The organism is Pseudomonas sp. Xaverov 83, assembly GCF_019352905.1.
GTDB classification, from domain to species: domain Bacteria; phylum Pseudomonadota; class Gammaproteobacteria; order Pseudomonadales; family Pseudomonadaceae; genus Aquipseudomonas; species Aquipseudomonas yamanorum.
Genome location: NZ_JAAAFU010000083.1, coordinates 145,009 through 161,418 on the forward strand (window position 1 = coordinate 145,009; position 16,410 = coordinate 161,418).

At 62.2% G+C, this 16,410-nt stretch carries 15 protein-coding genes and 1 riboswitch; of the genes, 7 read left to right on the forward strand and 8 right to left on the reverse strand.

What is annotated here, in order from left to right:
* Positions 1-8 precede the first annotated feature (8 nt).
* Complete coding sequence (locus tag K0H47_RS27970) at positions 9-1,817, forward strand: monovalent cation:proton antiporter-2 (CPA2) family protein (protein ID WP_093208968.1); 1,809 nt, start codon at positions 9-11, stop codon at positions 1,815-1,817.
* Between the two features lie 72 nt (positions 1,818-1,889).
* On the forward strand, positions 1,890-2,468 hold the full coding sequence (locus tag K0H47_RS27975; protein ID WP_063029292.1) for a hypothetical protein: 579 nt from the start codon (positions 1,890-1,892) through the stop codon (positions 2,466-2,468).
* 144 nt (positions 2,469-2,612) lie between these two features.
* Here K0H47_RS27975 and K0H47_RS27980 read toward each other — a convergent pair whose 3' ends face one another.
* From K0H47_RS27980 to K0H47_RS27990, 3 genes are read right to left on the reverse strand one after another with little or no spacing between them, the layout of a single operon-like run.
* Positions 2,613-3,332: an alpha/beta hydrolase gene (locus K0H47_RS27980; RefSeq protein ID WP_219273960.1), complete on the reverse strand. Its 720-nt coding sequence runs from the start codon at positions 3,330-3,332 to the stop codon at positions 2,613-2,615.
* 12 nt (positions 3,333-3,344) lie between these two features.
* Positions 3,345-4,100, reverse strand: coding sequence for a precorrin-6A synthase (deacetylating) (gene cobF, locus K0H47_RS27985; RefSeq protein ID WP_177026368.1), 756 nt, complete (start codon positions 4,098-4,100; stop codon positions 3,345-3,347).
* A 58-nt stretch (positions 4,101-4,158) separates the two neighbouring features.
* Positions 4,159-4,722: a histidine phosphatase family protein gene (locus K0H47_RS27990; RefSeq protein WP_063029289.1), complete on the reverse strand. Its 564-nt coding sequence runs from the start codon at positions 4,720-4,722 to the stop codon at positions 4,159-4,161.
* 27 nt (positions 4,723-4,749) lie between these two features.
* Positions 4,750-4,889, forward strand: a riboswitch (cobalamin riboswitch).
* Between the two features lie 31 nt (positions 4,890-4,920).
* Between K0H47_RS27990 and K0H47_RS27995 the strand changes: the two genes are divergently transcribed.
* Positions 4,921-5,133 (forward strand): CbtB domain-containing protein, encoded by a 213-nt coding sequence (locus tag K0H47_RS27995; RefSeq protein WP_063029287.1) that lies wholly within the window; start codon positions 4,921-4,923, stop codon positions 5,131-5,133.
* A gap of 15 nt (positions 5,134-5,148) precedes the next feature.
* A complete protein-coding gene (locus tag K0H47_RS28000; RefSeq protein ID WP_093208963.1) occupies positions 5,149-5,877 on the forward strand; it encodes a CbtA family protein in 729 nt (242 codons plus the stop codon).
* A 40-nt stretch (positions 5,878-5,917) separates the two neighbouring features.
* Here the strand turns inward: K0H47_RS28000 and K0H47_RS28005 are convergent, their stop codons facing one another.
* Complete coding sequence (locus tag K0H47_RS28005; protein ID WP_218263536.1) at positions 5,918-6,472, reverse strand: DUF4865 family protein; 555 nt, start codon at positions 6,470-6,472, stop codon at positions 5,918-5,920.
* A gap of 92 nt (positions 6,473-6,564) precedes the next feature.
* Here K0H47_RS28005 and K0H47_RS28010 point away from each other — a divergent pair, with 92 nt between their 5' ends.
* Positions 6,565-7,431, forward strand: a complete 867-nt coding sequence (locus K0H47_RS28010) for a LysR family transcriptional regulator (RefSeq protein ID WP_093208954.1) — start codon at positions 6,565-6,567, stop codon at positions 7,429-7,431.
* On the opposite strand, the gene K0H47_RS28015 is transcribed toward K0H47_RS28010, so the two are convergent.
* Entirely contained in the window at positions 7,409-9,502 is a 2,094-nt protein-coding gene (locus K0H47_RS28015) for an EAL domain-containing protein (RefSeq protein ID WP_219273961.1), read from the reverse strand. The two genes, K0H47_RS28010 and K0H47_RS28015, sit on opposite strands and share 23 nt — an antisense overlap.
* 247 nt (positions 9,503-9,749) lie before the next feature.
* On the opposite strand from K0H47_RS28015, the gene K0H47_RS28020 reads away from it, so the two are divergent.
* A complete protein-coding gene (locus K0H47_RS28020; RefSeq protein WP_219273962.1) occupies positions 9,750-11,066 on the forward strand; it encodes a serine hydrolase in 1,317 nt (438 codons plus the stop codon).
* Positions 11,067-11,093: 27 nt separating this feature from the next.
* On the forward strand, positions 11,094-11,423 hold the full coding sequence (locus tag K0H47_RS28025; protein ID WP_017479846.1) for a DUF6388 family protein: 330 nt from the start codon (positions 11,094-11,096) through the stop codon (positions 11,421-11,423).
* On the opposite strand, the gene K0H47_RS28030 is transcribed toward K0H47_RS28025, so the two are convergent.
* The 3 genes from K0H47_RS28030 to tssM are packed head-to-tail and all read right to left on the reverse strand — an operon-like array spanning position 11,420 to position 16,409.
* Positions 11,420-12,298 carry a serine/threonine-protein kinase gene (locus tag K0H47_RS28030; RefSeq protein ID WP_219273963.1) on the reverse strand — a complete coding sequence of 293 codons (879 nt, stop codon included), beginning with the start codon at positions 12,296-12,298 and terminating at the stop codon, positions 11,420-11,422. The genes K0H47_RS28025 and K0H47_RS28030 overlap by 4 nt on opposite strands.
* Positions 12,295-13,023 carry a PP2C family serine/threonine-protein phosphatase gene (locus tag K0H47_RS28035; RefSeq protein ID WP_093208940.1) on the reverse strand — a complete coding sequence of 243 codons (729 nt, stop codon included), beginning with the start codon at positions 13,021-13,023 and terminating at the stop codon, positions 12,295-12,297. The genes K0H47_RS28030 and K0H47_RS28035 overlap by 4 nt, the downstream gene beginning before the upstream one ends.
* Positions 13,020-16,409 carry a type VI secretion system membrane subunit TssM gene (tssM, locus tag K0H47_RS28040; RefSeq protein ID WP_219273964.1) on the reverse strand — a complete coding sequence of 1,130 codons (3,390 nt, stop codon included), beginning with the start codon at positions 16,407-16,409 and terminating at the stop codon, positions 13,020-13,022. Before tssM ends, K0H47_RS28035 begins: the two co-directional genes overlap by 4 nt.
* Between the last annotated feature and the right edge of the window lies 1 nt (position 16,410).

A 16,410-nucleotide genomic window follows, 5' to 3' on the forward strand; every position in this document is an offset into this window, starting at 1 on the left:
AGTCCCCAATGCCCCATGAAGGCAACCTGTTACAAGCGGCGGTTGTATTCCTGTTCGCTGCCGTATTGACCGTGCCCTTGGCCAAGCGCCTGCAGTTGGGTGCCGTGTTGGGTTATTTGCTGGCCGGCGTGATCATCGGCCCCTCGGTGCTGGGGCTGGTGGGCAATCCACAAAGCGTCAGCCAGTTCTCCGAACTGGGGGTGGTGTTGCTGCTGTTCATCATCGGCCTGGAGTTGTCACCGAAGCGCTTGTGGGTGATGCGCAAGGCGGTGTTTGGTGTCGGCCTGGCGCAGGTGTTGCTGACGGGCACGGTGATTGGTGTGGTAGCGCTGTTCCTGTTTGGCCAGTCATGGAACAGTGCGATTGTGCTGGGCCTTGGCCTGGCACTCTCCTCCACCGCCTTCGGCCTGCAAAGCCTGGCCGAGCGCAAGGAGCTTAACCAGCCCCACGGGCGCCTGGCCTTTGCCATCCTGCTGTTCCAAGACATCGCGGCCATCCCGCTGATCGCCATGGTGCCGCTGCTCGCCGGCAGCGATCACCCCGCCACCACCTCCCAAGGCCTGCAGCATGGCCTGGAAGTACTGGGCAGCATCGCCGTGGTGATCATCGGCGGGCGCTATCTGCTGCGGCCGGTGTTTCGCATCGTGGCCAAGACCGGGCTGCGGGAAGTGTCCACGGCCACCGCGTTGCTGGTAGTGATCGGCACGGCATGGCTGATGGAGCTGGTGGGCGTGTCCATGGCCCTCGGCGCCTTCCTCGCCGGGTTGCTGTTGGCAGACTCCGAATACCGGCATGAGCTGGAATCGCAGATCGAACCGTTCAAGGGCCTGCTGCTGGGCCTGTTTTTTATCAGCGTGGGCATGGGCGCCAATATCAGCCTGTTGTTCAGTGCGCCGGTGATCGTGCTGGGTCTGACCCTGCTGCTGATCGCCATCAAATTGCCGCTGTTGTTTTGCGTGGGCCGACTGGCCGGTGACCTGAACCGTGAAAGCGCGCTGCGCTTGGGTGTGGTGCTGGCGGCTGGCGGTGAGTTTGCCTTCGTGGTGTTCAAGATCGGCCGCGACCAGGGCCTGTTCGAACCGCACCTCTACGACATCCTGGTGCTGACCATCACCCTGTCCATGGCCCTGACCCCATTGCTGCTGTTGCTCTGCCCGAAGCTCTTCAAGCCCAAGGTCAAGCCGGTGGAAGTGCCCGAGGAATACCGCGCCATCGAAAGCGATGCACCCCGGGTGGTGATCGCCGGGATGGGCCGTATGGGGCAGATCGTGGCGCGGATCCTGCGGGCGCAAAACATCTCGTTTATCGCCCTCGACACCTCGGTGGAAACCATCGAGCTGACCCGCAGTTTCGGCGGCATGCCGGTGTTCTACGGCGACCCCCAGCGCCCGGAAATCCTCCACGCGGCGAAAGTCGACCAGGCTGAATTCTTCGTGATCGCCATGGACGACCCCGAAATCAATATCAAGACCGCCGAGTTGGTGCGCAGCCTCTACCCGCACATGAAGATCATCGCCCGCGCCCGTAACCGCCAGCACGTACATCGCCTGGTGGACCTCGACGCGTCACCGGTGCGCGAGACGTTTTACTCCAGCCTGGAAATGAGCCGCCGCACACTCGTGGGCCTTGGCTTGACCCAAGCCCAGGCCGACGCGCGCATCAGCCGCTTCAAAAACCATGACCTGCAATTGCTGGCGGCCCAACACGCCGTGTATGACGACGCGGCCAAGGTGATGCAGTCGGCCCAGGAAGCCCGGACGGAACTGGCCCGATTGTTTGAGATGGACCGACTCGAGGAAGAGTCCGACAAGGTGTAAGGATGGAGATGAACGATCTTGCGAAATTTCTGACAGAATACGGCGCAATTTCGTTCATCCCTGGAGAGCTTCATGGCCACCCTCAGCAAGACCGCAGCCCTCTTGGCCCTCGCGCTGGCCGCCGGCTTCGGCGCCAGCCAAGTCCTCGCCGCCAGCAAGCCTGCGGCGCAGAAAACCGCCACCCAGACCATCTCCACCCTGGACGGCAAGTTCAGCTTCAACCTGCCCAAGTCCTACCAGGCCGACCCACTGCCGGCCGGTGATGCCGAACACGGCACGGCGGGCGCCAGCGGCACGATGTACAGCGACCAGGCCACCAAAAGCGTGATTTTTGTGGTTGAGAAACCGAGTGTCGCCGGCCTGATCAAGGACAACGACCCGCAGTTCCTCGACGGCGCCGTGGCGGATTTCGTCAAGGAACAAAGCGCGGCCCTGCCGGACTTCAAGAAAGGCGCCGAGAAGAAACTCACCGTCAAGGGCCTGGCCCTGCGCCAGGTCGACAGCACTGCGACCATGGGCGGTGGCAAGACGCTGAGCTCCACTTTCCTCACGGGCTCCGGCAGCCACCAGTTGGTGGTGCAGGCCATTTCCCGGGCGGATGATGAAGCCGGTCATGCACTGTTGGTGAAGCAGATTATCGGCGGTAAATAACCGGTTTTATCTGGCAATGAAAATCCAATGTGGGAGCTGGCTTGCCTGCGATAGCGATTGACCAGTCACTGCTTCAGGCGACTGATACACCGCTATCGCAGGCAAGCCAGCTCCCACATTTTTATCGCGTTCACATCGCAGGATTCAACGCAGGCTCTTCTCCAGCCACTGCTTCAAGTCCAGCAACTCCGCCTCACCGATGGTATGAATCATCCCCGGGTAACCGTGGAATTCCGGCGTGAGGCTAAGCCCCTGCAACACCTCGTTGGCCCGCGTTGCCGAGTAGTAAGGCAGCGCCTGGTCCAGCGTCCCGTGCCCAATGAAAATCGCCAACTTGCCCAGGCGCGCATCCGGCTTGAGTTCGGCCTTGAGTACCGGCAGCAGGCTGCCGCTCAACGCCGCAATCCCGCGCAGGGTTTCGGGATGTCTTAACCCGACTTCGTACGACATGATCGCACCCTGGCTGAACCCCACCAGAAACACCCGCTCAGGTTGGGCGTGGTACTTGGTAGTGGCCCGGGCGACGAAGTCTTCGATCAGCTTGGCGCTGCTCTGCAAATCGGCGGTCTCGCCATCAAAGTCGCCATCGCCCGGCTTCTTGCGAAACCAGCGATACCCCCCGCCCTCCACCGGCATCGGTGCCCGTGCAGACAGGTAGGTCCAGGTCGACGGCAAGCGGTCCTTGAGCCCGAACAGGTCGGCCTCGTCACTGCCATAACCGTGCAGGAAGATCACCAGCGGCTCGTTGCGCGCATCGCTTTGGGTCTGTTCCAGGTAAGGCAGCGGCAGGTCGGTGTGCAATACGTCTTCGGCCTGTGCGGCGCCGGTAAACAGCGCCACCGTCAGGGCAATCAGTTTGAGCATGAGCATCAACCTCTAGGGTTTGCGCAACAAATAGGTATCCATGATCCAGCCATTGGCCTGACGCGCCGCCTTGCGCACACGTTCAATCTCTTCGGCAACCTCGGCCACTTTGCCGCTGATCAGGATTTCATCCGGTGTGCCCAGGTAGGCGCCCCAGTAGATATCCAAGTCCTGATCGGCCACGGTGCGGTAGGAATCTTCGGCGTCGAGCATGACAACCAGGGTGTCGGCATCACTCGCCTGCCCCGCCGCCAACCGGCGGCCGGTGGTGATTTCGATGGAGCGACCGATGCGGTTCAGCGGCACTTTGTGCTGGGCCGCCAACGCTTGGACGCTGGTGATCCCGGGGATCACCTCAAACTCGAATTCGCAACGGCCGCTGGCCAGGATCGCCTGCAGGATACGGATGGTGCTGTCGTACAGTGCCGGGTCGCCCCAGGCCAGGAATGCGCCCACTTCGCCGTCGGCCATTTCTTCATTGATCATCCGTTCGAAGGTCTGCTGCTTGTCGCGGTTCAGGTCCTTCACGGCGGTGGTGTAGTCGATATCGCCACGCACCCGCTCGGGGCAATCGGCCTCGACAAAGCGGTAGGCGTGATCGGTGATGTAGGTCTCGCAGATTTCCCGGCGCAGGTCGATCAGCTTGTCCTTGCTCTGGCCCTTGTCCATCAGGAAAAACACGTCGGTGCGGTTGAGCGCCTTGACCGCCTGCATCGTGATGTAGTCGGGGTTGCCGGCGCCAATGCCGATGATCAGGATGCGTTTCATGGGAAAGTCTTCATGGGTGGTCTCGGTGCGGGGAACGGATTTTGCCATGTTCGGGACGTCAGGCGTGAGTTTCCAGGCGCAGGCGCCAACGGCCATTGAAGCGCAACTCGGTGGATGACAGCGGCTCCACGTCGATCAGGTTGAACATCGCGGGCGGGCATTGCATGACATGCAGCAGCGCTGCGCGGATCACAAATGGATGCGTCACCGCCACGACATGCCCCGGGGATTGCTCAAGGGACTGCAACCACTGCCCTACCCGCTCACACAGTTGCACTACCGACTCGCCGCCGTGGGGCGCCGAGGTGCTGTCGGTCAACCAGGCCTGAAGCGCTTCGGGTTCGGCTTGCTGAACCTCCTCGATCGCCAACCCTTGCCAGCGGCCGAAATCACAATCGCGCAGGGCTGTTTCAACCAAAGCATCGTCGGCAAACAGCGCCGCGGTCTGCCGGGTCCGCGCCTCCGGGCCGCACAGCACCCGGGGTGCACGCTTGAAGCGTTGCGCCTGGGAAAGCGCCGCCTGCTGCCAGCCTATCTCCACCGACTCATCCAGCGCAAAGCGTGCCTGTTTCTGGGCACGGGTGCTGGCGTGGGCAACAAGGGTCAAACGGGTGGCCTGCATGACAAATCGCTCTGGTTTTAAGGGGCAGTCAGCGTAGACTTGCGAAGTTGTTTCAACATGTTTCAACTATTCTGCAACAGGAAGCCGGTTCAATGCCGGCGCGGTCGCGCCACTGTATTCGGCCTTTTAGCCGTAAGCCAGACCCTGTTTCAGCCAACTCGCTATCCATTTCGGGACGCGTCATCCCTGGAGGTTCTCATGGCTTATACCGCTGTAACTGGCTCCGACGTTTCAATACCGTCCATTCCCCTGAGCGAAATCCTGCCCTGGGCGATCTTCGGCGGCCTGCTGCTGTTGCTCGCGATTTACTTCGTCGGCGCCGAGCAGGGCGCGACGGCCGTGTTCAAAGGCATGTACGTGCATGAGTTTGTGCATGACGGTCGCCACCTGCTGGGTTTCCCCTGCCATTGATTGGAGCGTGACGACATGACAGGGCATTTACTCGTTCGCGGGATGCTGGTGGGCCTGCTCGCCGGCATCCTGGCCTTCGGCTTCGCCAAGACTTTTGGTGAGCCGCAGATCGACAAGGCCATCGCCTTCGAAGATCAGATGGCACAGATGCGCGGCGACGCGCCGGAAGAAGAACTGGTGAGCCGCGAAGTACAAAGCACCTTCGGCCTGTTCACCGGCGTGGTGGTGTACAGCGTCTCCCTGGGTGGCATTTTCGCCCTGGTGTTCGCCTACTCCCTGGGCCGCATCGGCAAGGTCGGTCCCCGTGGCTTGGCAGCGCTGCTGGCATTGGCGGCGTTTGTGACGATCATCGTGGTACCGGGGTTGAAGTATCCGGCCAACCCGCCATCGGTGGGCGACCCCGCCACCATCGCGCAACGCACCAAGCTGTTCTTCCTGATGCTGCTGGTGTCGGTGGCGGCTGCGGTGATTGCGATCAACGCGGCGCGCAAGCTGATTGCCAGCCGTGGCCTATGGGCAGGCGCGATCCTCGGTGTGGCGCTGTACATCGTGATCGTGTCGGTGGCCGGTAGCTTGTTCCCGGCCATCAACGAAGTGCCGGAACAATTCTCGGCAGTGTTGCTGTGGAAATTCCGCGTGGCCTCCCTGGGGATTCAACTGGTACTGTGGACCACCCTGGGCCTGGTGTTCGGCGCCGTGGCCGAGCGCAAGCTGAGCCAGCCTCGGGCGCGTCTCAACTCCTGACGGTACAGGTAGCCGCCGACAAATCGGCGGCTACCGGCATTCACACACCGGGCCGCGCCAGGTAGAACACCTCGTAGCCATTGCCCGGATGATTCACATCCAGCGCCTTGGCCGACAAGGTAATTCGCACCAGCTTCCACGCCTGCACATCCAGCGCCAGAAACACCGCGAAGTTATCGCTGCTGTCCGCGAGCTGCTGGTTGCGGGCCTTTTCTGCGGCGAGGACTTGCACGCGGTCCGCCCCCGGCGCCAGCGCCCACTCCTCCCGATACAGGCTCAAGGCGTCTTGCGCAGGACCTCGCTGCACATCCAGCGGTAACCACGACTCAATGTGCGGCTGGCCAAAACTGTCGAGGACCTTCTGGAAGCGCTCGCCGAGCAAGAAATCCGCAGCCTGCAAAGGATCCGACCACAGATAAACCGACGAATACAGGTTACCCACCCCCGGCCCCTGCCCTCTCTCCTGGGCGATAAACGCCTTGAACAGCAAACCCTCGGCATGATCCCACAACGGCCCCAGGCGAGCGGCCCGCTCACGGATGACACCCATGTCGTAATCGGCTGGCAAGCGGTGTGAATACTGTTTGGCAAACATCATGGCGCTCCTGTTCAGATGAGTGCCCAGCTTGCGCAGCGGCCATGATTTCAGCAAGATATCACCGGATATAGGTATGATAAGGAACTGAAATGACCGACGCACTCAAGCCGCTGGATATCGACACCGTGCACGCCTTCGTCCTGGTCGCCGATTTCACCAGTTTTACCCGCGCGGCCCAGGCACTGGATACATCACAGGCAGCCATCAGCCTCAAGCTCAAGCGCCTGGAAGAACGCCTCGGTTATCGCCTGCTGGTGCGCACACCACGGCATGTCCGTCTGTCGCCCCAGGGCGAGCAGTTCATCGTCGCCGCGCGCGCGCTGCTCAATGCCCACGAACGGGCGTTGGGTGACATGGGCAACGGCGCACCACGAAGGCTGGTGATTGGCATCAGCGACCACGTGGCCGGCCCCGATCTGCCGCTGTGGCTCAGCCGCCTGGCCGCCTATGACCCGCTGGTGATCCTGGAGGTGCGGATTGCTTCGTCCCGCGACCTGGTGGCGGCGTTTGACCGCAACGAACTGGACGCGGTGATCGTGCGCAACGAAGGCGACCGCCAGGACGGCGAAGTATTGGTGGTGGAGCGCTTTGGCTGGTTCGCCGCACCGACCTGGCAGCACACCGCCGGTACACCGTTGCGCATGGCAACCATGGCCTCGCCCTGCGGCGTGCGACACTTGGCGGTGCGCGCGCTGGATGAGGCGCGGATCGACTGGACCGAAGTGTTTGTCGGCGGCGGCGTAATGGCGGTGGGTGCGGCAGTCAGCGCCGGCCTGGGTGTGGCGGCGCTGGCCCGGCGAGTGGCGCCGGCGGGCGCCGTGGACGTCAGCGAACAGTACGGATTACCGGCGTTACCCGTCAGTGAAATCGTGCTGCACAGCCGCATCAGCGACGGCCGCTCCCGCGAGACATTACGGGCGTTGAGCGCAACCTTCAGAGGGGTTCTGGAGCGTTAGGTTGCATCTGGGCGTAACGCCCGCGCACGAACCGCTCCAGTTCATCGCCCGGCAACGCCTTGCTGAAATACCAGCCCTGGATGATCAGCTCCGAGCCCGACTGCAAAAACGCCAGTTGCTCGGCGGTTTCCACGCCTTCCACCACCACCCCAAGGTTCAGCGCCTCACAGAATCGCAGCATCCCGGTCAACACCTGGGCGCCCTTTGGATCATGCTGGGCCACCACGAAACTGCGATCGATCTTGATGAAATCCACCGGGAACTGATGCAGATAACTCAGCGCTGAAAACCCGGTCCCGAAGTCATCGATGTAAACCTTGGCGCCAATCGCCTGCAGCTTTTCGATCATCTGCCGGGTGCCCTGAATATCCCCCACCAACGCATCCTCAGTGATCTCCACCGACACCTGCCCATGGGCCTGGGCCAGTATCTCCACCAGCCGGTCACCATAGGCCGGGGTGGTCAGCGTGGCGCTGGAGATATTGATCGTCATCGGCAAGGTAAAACCGACCTTCCGCCACTTTTGATACTGGCGCACAGCCTGGGACGCCACCCACACATCCACATCGGGCATCAACCTGGCGTTGGCCAGCCATTGCAGGAACTCCCAGGGCGAATGCACCGTGCCCTCGGCATCCCGCGCACGCATCAACGCCTCGCAACCGGTGCACAGCCCGGTCAGGGTCGAAATCTGCGGTTGGAATTCGAGGTAAAACTCATAATCGCTGATCTGCTGGATATGGCTCAACTCGCTGACCTGGCGTGCCTGGGCCTTATGGGACGCCATTACCGGGTCCAGTTCCAGCAAGCGGCCCTTTTCTTCGAGGCCGCGAAAGGTCATGTCCAGCGACTTCAAATACACCGTGCCGCCTTCCGTGGCCTGGCGATTGATCGCCCGCACATAGGGCGCGTAAATCAGCATGCCAACCCCCAGCAACACCACCTGCAGTAACACCGCCGCGAGGTCGCCGTGGGTGCTCAAATAGGCGTTTAACAATACCGGCGCGGTGAACGGCACACTCACCACCGCAGGCGACACCCAGCCAATCTGCACCACCACCAGCGCCAGCATCGCGTTGAATGCCGGCACCACCAGAAAGGGAATGAACAGGCGCGGGTTGAGGATGATCGGCAAGCCAAACAACAACACTTCACTGACATTGAACAACGACAGCGGCAGGCTGGCTATCGCCACCAATCGCATGGACCGGCTCTTGGAAAACAGCAGGATCGCCAGCAGCAGGCACAATGCGCCACCCGAGCCACCGATAAACGCGAAGCTGCCCAGCAAGCCGCCATTCAGTAAATACTTGACCGGCTCGCCCGCCGCCACTGCGGCGTTGTTGAGCGCGACAGCCTGATCCAGTACATCAAACAACGGCTGCATGGCGTAAACCCCATGGATCCCGAAAAACCACAGCAGTGAATTCATCAGGGTCACAAACAGACCGCTGCCATAGGGCGTTTCCAGTGCATCGAGTACCTGCGGGCCCTGAAGCTGCGCCACCTGCGGAATCTGCAACAGCAACGACAGCAAGAGCACCAGCACGAGCGCCGTGATCGCCCCCGGCACCACCATGTTGATGGTGCCCTTGAGGTTGTGCCCCACCAGGTCTTCGTTGATCAACCGGGTCCAGCGACGCCGATGCAGCCAGGCGATGGCGGGCACATTGATCAACGGCGAGGCGATGGCGATGAACAGCACGAAGGTCGCCGAAGCACGGGGGAAATCCCGCAGCACAAAGGTGGCGATCACCACGTGGGCCAGGCACAGGAACGCCACCGGTAGCTGCGGCAGGCGGTGCTGGATCGCAAGCATGTAACCGATGGAGGCGGCCACCAGCAGCGGGATCACCGAACTGATCTGGTTGTGCAGCCCCGCGAGGAAGGCCACCCACTGAGGGTCGAAGCCCAGCACACGGGCGCATTCGGACAGGATCAGAAAACCGGCCGACACCAGCAGGCATGGCAGGATCCACAACAACCCCTCACGTATGGCCCGCAACGACTCGGTGCTGGCCAAGGCCGCCAGCCGCTGGGTGAAGAAAAGCTTGAACAGCGTTTGCGCCATCACCTGTCCCTCTGCACATAGCACTCGGTCCCTGATGCCAAGGTCGCAAAAACACCTGAGCCGTTGCCTTTATCGACAAGGTAACGCTACACGCCCTGATACCGCGAACGAAAGGCTTTTGCCGCCAGCGGCGCAATTATTCAGATTCGTCCCGTGGCACTGCTGCTTGTCGATTGCCTCCGGTTGGCCCGTCCTTCGGCGCACTGGCTGTCGTAAAAAGCGACACTCCCTCGAACGGACTCGACTGATGCTGCGAATCGCCCTCCTGCTCACCTGCGCGCTGCTCGGCCTCATCAGCCCCTTGGCCAGCGCTGCCAGCCCGACCTTCCCGGATGCACAAGCCAGCGACCCGGCCAAGCTGCAATGGATGGTCGGCGCACCGCCGCCGGCAGATCGCACCGTACGCTTTGAAGACGGCAGCTATTTCCGCTTCCCGGCCATGCGCTGGAGTGTCGCCCACTTTCGCCAATTGATGCCCACGGTGAACGTCTCCCGCGGGCTGGGTGCGCCGCTGGCGTTGCCACGCAAACTCGATCCGGGACTCGATGCAATCCCCGTGCAGCCCGTGGGTGCCACCCAGCCGTTGAGCTGGCGCCAGACTCTGGACGCCACCTACACCGATGGCATCGTGGTGATGCATCGCGGTACGGTGGTGTATGAGCGTTATTTCGGGGTGCTCAAGGACGACGGGCAACACGCGGCCATGTCGGTCACCAAATCAGTGATCGGCACCCTGGGCGCGATGCTGGTGGCCGATGGCACCCTCGACCCACAGAAAAAGATCGTCGACTACGTGCCCGAACTGGGCCGCTCCGCCTTTGGCAGCGCCACCCTGCGCCAGGTGCTGGACATGACCACCGCCCTGGACTACAGCGAAGACTATGCCGATCCCAACGCCGAAGTCTGGGCCCACGCCCAGGCCGGCAACCCGCTGCCCAAACCCAAGGACTACACCGGGCCGCGCAGCTACTACGAGTTCCTGCAAACCGTAAAACAGCGCGGCGAACACGGGTGCGCCTTCGGCTACAAGACCGTCAATACCGACGTGCTGGGCTGGGTGATCGCCCGCGCGACCGGGCGCAATGTGGCGCAACTGCTCAGCGAACGCATCTGGAGCCGGCTCGGCGCCGAACAGGACGCCTACTTCACCGTCGATTCCATCGGCACACCGTTTGCCGGTGGTGGCCTGAACACCGGGCTACGGGACCTGGCCCGTTTTGCTGAAATGCTGCGCAACGGCGGGCAGTTCAACGGCCAGCAGATCGTGCCCGAGAGCGTGGTCAAGGCTATTCGCCAAGGCGGCGACAAGCAGGCGTTCGCCCAGGCCGGTTATGGCCAATTGAAGGGCTGGAGCTATCGCAACATGTGGTGGGTAACCCACAATCCCGACGGTGCCTTCATGGCCCGTGGGGTGCATGGCCAGAGCATCTATATCGACCCCAAGGCCGAGATGGTGATTGTTCGTTATGCCTCCCATCCGGTGGCGGGCAATGCTGCCAATGATGGGGTGACGTTGCCGGCCTATGAGGCCATGGCGACTTTTTTGATGACCAAGCCAGACTGACCGTCTCGCTTAACGTGGAGTAAACCTTTGTCCCAACCCGGCGAAAACCACCAGCTAGCCCTGGACCGATTCTTGAGCGAACACCCGGCCCTGGCGGCGGAACTGAATACGTTGAACCCCTTGGCGGCCCAGGCCAAGGGGGAAACCATGGAGCAGTACCGCGCCGAACGCCTGCATGAAGCCTTCGAGGCAGAAGCCGAGCAACAAGGCCTGTTTGCCTGGGAGCTGACGCTGAAACTGACGGCGCATTCACCCGCGGAGTTCGAGGCCCAGCGCCTTGAAGTGCACAAGGAAGTGGCGCAAATGGCAGGCCTGAGCTGGGCGGAATATTGCCAGTTGCATGACTTGCCCGGTTAGAACCAGCGGCTCAAGCCCTGGCGGGTATCGCCGATCACCGCACGTAATTCATCCAGGGTGATTGTTCTGTGTTCAGGATCGATCGCCAACGCCGTGCGTAACGCTCGCCAGCAATGGCGAGGCAGTTGCCCGGGCCGGGCCGGTCGGTCACTGGAGTGGCGCCGGCCTTGTGCCAATTCGTAAAGCACACAGGCCACTGCATACAGATCGGCACTGGCCGACAGCGCTCCGCCAGCCAGCAACTCTGGCGCGGCGTACATCGGTGTCCAGGCATTGAAACGACTGCGACTCAAGCCTGGGGACCCCGCCGGGGCCTGTCCGCACGCCTGCCCCAGGCCGAAATCGAACAAACGCAACCCGCCCTCTCCCACCATGACATTGGAGGGTTTCACATCGCCGTGCAGCACACCCTGTTGATGGCTATGACGCAACGCATCGAGCAATTGCATGGCGATGCCTTGCAACTCGCGCCAGGGTAAACCTTCAGGACACTCCAGCAGCAGCCGGTCCAGGGTCATGCCCTGAAGCAGCTCCATAGTGAAGAAGGCGATCTGACAGGGGGCGTCCACGTCAAACGAAAATACACGCACCACCTGCTCATGGCGAAGGCTGCGGGTCAGGGCGAACTCGTTGTACAGCAGCACGTGGGCATCCGCAGATTCACGGATGGTTTCACCCAGCACTTTGATCGCCACACTGGAACGCGACTCACCAAACTGTTCGTACAGCAGGTCCCGGGCGCGATAAACCACGCCCATGCCGCCGGCACCCAGCACGCGCTCGATAAGGTATCGTCCGGCGAGTAATTCGGGGACGCCGTCACGCGGTGGGTTTGTCGTGGCCTCGGCAAAGGCAAAGTGGGTTATGTCGTTCATGACTGCACGACCACAGCGGTCAGGTTATCGCGGGCGGCACCGCGCAATACGCCTGCAAATAGTTGGTCCAGGACCCGCCGTGGGTCTCCCAGGCTCAACGCCTGCCCCAGCTCGCCATGGCTAAGCGCCTGGTACAGGCCGTCACTGCACAGCAGAAAGACATCCCCTGCCACAGTCCCAAGTTCCAATACCTGCGGCCTCAACGGATCACGCGAGCCAATGGCGCGGGTCAACGCCCGTGCATCGGGATGCGCCCTGGCCTGCTCCAGGCTCACCCGCTGATCAATTAACTGTTCGAACAGCGAGTGATCCCGCGACAGCTGGTACAGCGTCTGCGCTCGCCACAGATAACAGCGGCTGTCACCGGCCCAGATACACGCGGCGCGATCGCCCTGAAGCAGCAATGCCACGACCGTGCTCCCCATGGTGCGATCACCGCCATGGTCGGTGACCGTCAACTCCTCACCCAACCGCCGATTGAGCCATTGCAGGCAACGGCGGGTCGCCTCGACCCGGTCGTCCAGGCTTCCCTGGCCAGGCAATAACGCCAGGCTATCGACCACCAGTTGGCTGGCGACATCCCCGGCCTGATGCCCGCCCATCCCGTCTGCCACGGCCCAGCAGCCCTGCCGGGGACAATCGAGAAAGGCATCCTCATTGCGCGACCTGAGCTTGCCACGGTCCGTACGGCCAGCGCTGCGCCAGCGATCCGGACATCGGTTCACAGCTGCTCCGGCAGGCGAAAGGTACGCCACTGCGTCATCTGAAACGGGTTGGGAGTGCGCCGGCTGGTCAGCAGATAGTTGGCGCGCAAGCCTGCCAGGTCGGCCTTGAGGATCAATACATCCTGCCCGCTGGAGGCCTCGCTTTGCATCAGGTCGAACAAGCGGAACAGCGACCAGGCCCCGGCATTCTTTTCGAGGCCCAACGGCCGTTCGCTGCCCCGCTCCAGCACCAGGCTGCTGCGACCATTTTCAGCCTCGGTTGGCCATTGCATCGCCATGGGCACAATCGGCCCGTGCCGGTACTCCATCTGCTGACCGCCCAGACGCAAGACCGCGCGACTCACCGAAGGGTCCAGACTGTAGGGCGCGAGCGTGAAACGAACCTGCAAGTCCGCCGGTTCATCGGCAAAAAAACCGCGCCTGATCACCTGCGCTTTCCCGTGCTGGTCGAGCAACGTCCGGGATATGGGCAAGCTGCGCCCATCCAGGCTGCGCAGCCTGTAGCGTCCCGCTTCACCGCTGACAAACGGCCTTAGGTAGCTGTCAAAAAATCGCGCCATGATCCCCTCAGGCTTGAAGAACTCCTGAAAATCGTTGAGGGAAACATCGCTGCTGGCGTGGGCATTGAACGGATAACGTTGCTTGATCGCCTTGGCGTAAAAACCATATACCTCGCTCTGATAACGCTGGTTCACATGCCGATAGGCTTGGTCGAGCAGGCCGCGCCAATGCTCGTCGGCCAGGCTTTCGAACCAACCCGCCAGGGGCAGTGGCAAACGGGCGGCAACGTTGCGCAGGTTACCCAGTGCATCCTGCTGCCCCTGGGTCCGCCGCTTGACCATCTCGAAGGCGACAGGCTCCGGCGAACCTTCGCGATTCAAGGTCGCCAATTGCAGGTGCAAGTCGTTGAGCGCCTGCAGCACCAGGGTCAACTCGGTGCCCGGATTCTCGTGGCTGTCCAGCAACTGGTGCAAGGGCTCGAAGCGACGCTGCAGGGCACGCCGTGCAGTGTCGGGCAAGGGATTGGCCAGCCCGACTGCGGTCTGCACCTGCGCTACCGCAGGGCCTGGCAGTTTGGCAGCCAGGTCATCCAGGCGTTCATTGGCCGACGGCAAGCGGGTGTTGTCACGAACCTGTTGTAACAACTGCACCAATGGAGACTGGGCTGACGTCAGGCTGGCGAGCTGCTCGGCGCCCTGCCTGGAATTGTCAATCTCGCGCAGGCGAACCCGCCCAATCGCCTCGCTCCAAGCCTCGGCATACTCGCTGAAGTAGCGCTGCTCAAGCTCCACCATCAACCGCCGCAGGTCCATGACGCTCAGGTCGGCCCCCTCCCCCAACACCCAGTTGTCCTGGACAATGGTGTTCACCAGGCGCGCGCCCTGAGTTTCGAAATACCGCAGGTACTTGCGGGTATAAAAACCTGGAATGGGCTGGTCGTCATCGGCAAACACCACCCCGTTTGCAAGCCGCAACGGTTCCAGGCCGCGGGCTTGTTCACGCAGCACGCGATGCACCACATCGACCAGCGATTCGCCCCGCAACACGTGGCGCGCGTGAGCCACCAACTCATCATCGAGCGCGTGCACGAACGGCTGTTCAAGCAAGCGCGCGAAGTGTTCATTCAAACGACTCTGCATGGAGGGCTCACCGGCAAAACGCAAAGACCAATGCCCGGCCACCCGCTCACGCAGCCAACCGACGTCTCGACGCTCCCGCAGGTTGAGCATCAGGTAGGCCCGAAGGTTGTCCTGCAGCCGCTCACGATCTTCCAGGCTGCCGCGAATCTGCTCTTGCAGCATCTCGCTGACCTGGGGCAGCAGCCATTGGCTCAAGGCGTGCTCATAGGCCTGTTCCAGCACTGGACGACTGATATTGCCTTGATACAAACCCACCCGTTCAATCAGCCTGGCGTTGCCCTGCACAGGAAAGACCCGCGTGGCCGCCAGGCGGCTGTCCAGCAGCGGCAGAAATACCTGGGTCGCATCCGATCCGGGCTGCACCGGCGCGGGATGTCGCGCCAGGTCCCGCAGTTGCTCCAGGCGTTGATGGTTGGAAGAGTAACTATGGGTCCAAAGCAGGCCCGCCCCCCCGACCACCACTAACGCGCTGAGGGCCAGCAAACCCTGGCGCCAGCGGATTCGACGCTGCTCCTCGCTATCGAGGCCCGCCAGATCGGCTTGCGCCAGAATCACCCGACTGAACAGGCCCTGGATAAAGTGCGGGCGAGACTCAAGGGGTTGCGGGCCACCTTCTGCGCTGGTCAAGTAGAAACCACGAAAGCCGTTGGTGTGTTGATAACGCGGGCCGCAGAAAGCAACGTCGATGTAGAGGCTCAGACGTTCGCCAATCCGAGCCGCCTGATGGGGAAAGTCGAGCATCCGGCCGCGCAGGTCAATGTTGCGCTCCTGATGCAGGCGCTGCACCAGTTCACCGCTCAAGCGCTGAAGCAGCGCTTCAAACGCCTGGCGTACCTGGCCAGTATCAATACCGCCCTTGCCTGACGCGAGACATTCACCAAGCACCGCGTCACTGCCCTCGCCCAGCGGTCGGTCGAAGAACGCCGCAAATCCCTGCAGACGGTCGGCCTGGGTCACCACCAGGTAAATCGGCACATCCACATGCAACGTCTGCCGGATCTCCAGCAGCCGACTCTGGACGGCCCGCGCGTCATTCTCCAGATCTCGCTCATTGCCATGGAGCAACGTCTCCATCGACAGCGCCACCACCACACCATTGAGAGGGCCGGTTCGGCGCCGCGCCTTGAGCAGGCCCAGCAGTGTCGACCAGCCTGCGCCATCCACCTGGCTGTCTGGCTGGGTGACATAGCGGCCAGACGTGTCGAGTAACACCCCGTCTTCGGCGAAATGCCATTCACAGTCACGTGTGCCGCCGCCATCCGCCTTCGCCATCGGCTCGCCGCGATCCTGGAGCAACTGCACGCCACTGGCCGCCAACATCCGGGACTTGCCACTACCCTCTTTGCCAATCAGCAAATACCACGGCAATGCATTGCGCCAACGCAAGCTGCGTTCGCCATAAATCCTGGAGTTTTTCAGGGTGTGCAGGGCGTCCTTGAACCGACCGCGCAGGTGCCGCTGCTCGTTTTCAACCCGCCCTTTTCGTGGGTTCGGCTCAACACCGTCGACGGACCCTTGCCGGGCCATGCGGCGCCAATTGGCATAGACCATCGCCAGGCCCCACAACAAAAACAGGCCGCTGATCGTCAGCAAGCGCGCCGCCGCTGCTTGCCAGAATCGATAGTCATCGACGGCCAATAATGGCCCGAGGAACCACACGGCCATCGCGACCGCGAACACCAGCAACAGGCTCCACACCCAAATCCTGGCCAGCACGGTGCCCGCGCTCCTGAAGAATGCGTTCATG

Excerpts from the sequence above, each read along its gene's own strand:
- K0H47_RS27970 (WP_093208968.1), top strand. The coding sequence starts at position 9 with ATGCCCCATGAAGGCAACCTGTTACAAGCGGCGGTTGTATTCCTGTTC.
- tssM (WP_219273964.1), bottom strand. The coding sequence starts at position 16,409 with ATGAACGCATTCTTCAGGAGCGCGGGCACCGTGCTGGCCAGGATTTGG.
- K0H47_RS28020 (WP_219273962.1), top strand. The coding sequence starts at position 9,750 with ATGCTGCGAATCGCCCTCCTGCTCACCTGCGCGCTGCTCGGCCTCATC.
- K0H47_RS28005 (WP_218263536.1), bottom strand. The coding sequence starts at position 6,472 with ATGTTTGCCAAACAGTATTCACACCGCTTGCCAGCCGATTACGACATG.
- K0H47_RS28010 (WP_093208954.1), top strand. The coding sequence starts at position 6,565 with ATGACCGACGCACTCAAGCCGCTGGATATCGACACCGTGCACGCCTTC.
- K0H47_RS28030 (WP_219273963.1), bottom strand. The coding sequence starts at position 12,298 with ATGAACGACATAACCCACTTTGCCTTTGCCGAGGCCACGACAAACCCA.
- K0H47_RS28000 (WP_093208963.1), top strand. The coding sequence starts at position 5,149 with ATGACAGGGCATTTACTCGTTCGCGGGATGCTGGTGGGCCTGCTCGCC.
- K0H47_RS28015 (WP_219273961.1), bottom strand. The coding sequence starts at position 9,502 with ATGGCGCAAACGCTGTTCAAGCTTTTCTTCACCCAGCGGCTGGCGGCC.
- K0H47_RS27980 (WP_219273960.1), bottom strand. The coding sequence starts at position 3,332 with ATGCTCAAACTGATTGCCCTGACGGTGGCGCTGTTTACCGGCGCCGCA.
- K0H47_RS27990 (WP_063029289.1), bottom strand. The coding sequence starts at position 4,722 with ATGCAGGCCACCCGTTTGACCCTTGTTGCCCACGCCAGCACCCGTGCC.
- K0H47_RS27995 (WP_063029287.1), top strand. The coding sequence starts at position 4,921 with ATGGCTTATACCGCTGTAACTGGCTCCGACGTTTCAATACCGTCCATT.
- cobF (WP_177026368.1), bottom strand. The coding sequence starts at position 4,100 with ATGAAACGCATCCTGATCATCGGCATTGGCGCCGGCAACCCCGACTAC.
- K0H47_RS27975 (WP_063029292.1), top strand. The coding sequence starts at position 1,890 with ATGGCCACCCTCAGCAAGACCGCAGCCCTCTTGGCCCTCGCGCTGGCC.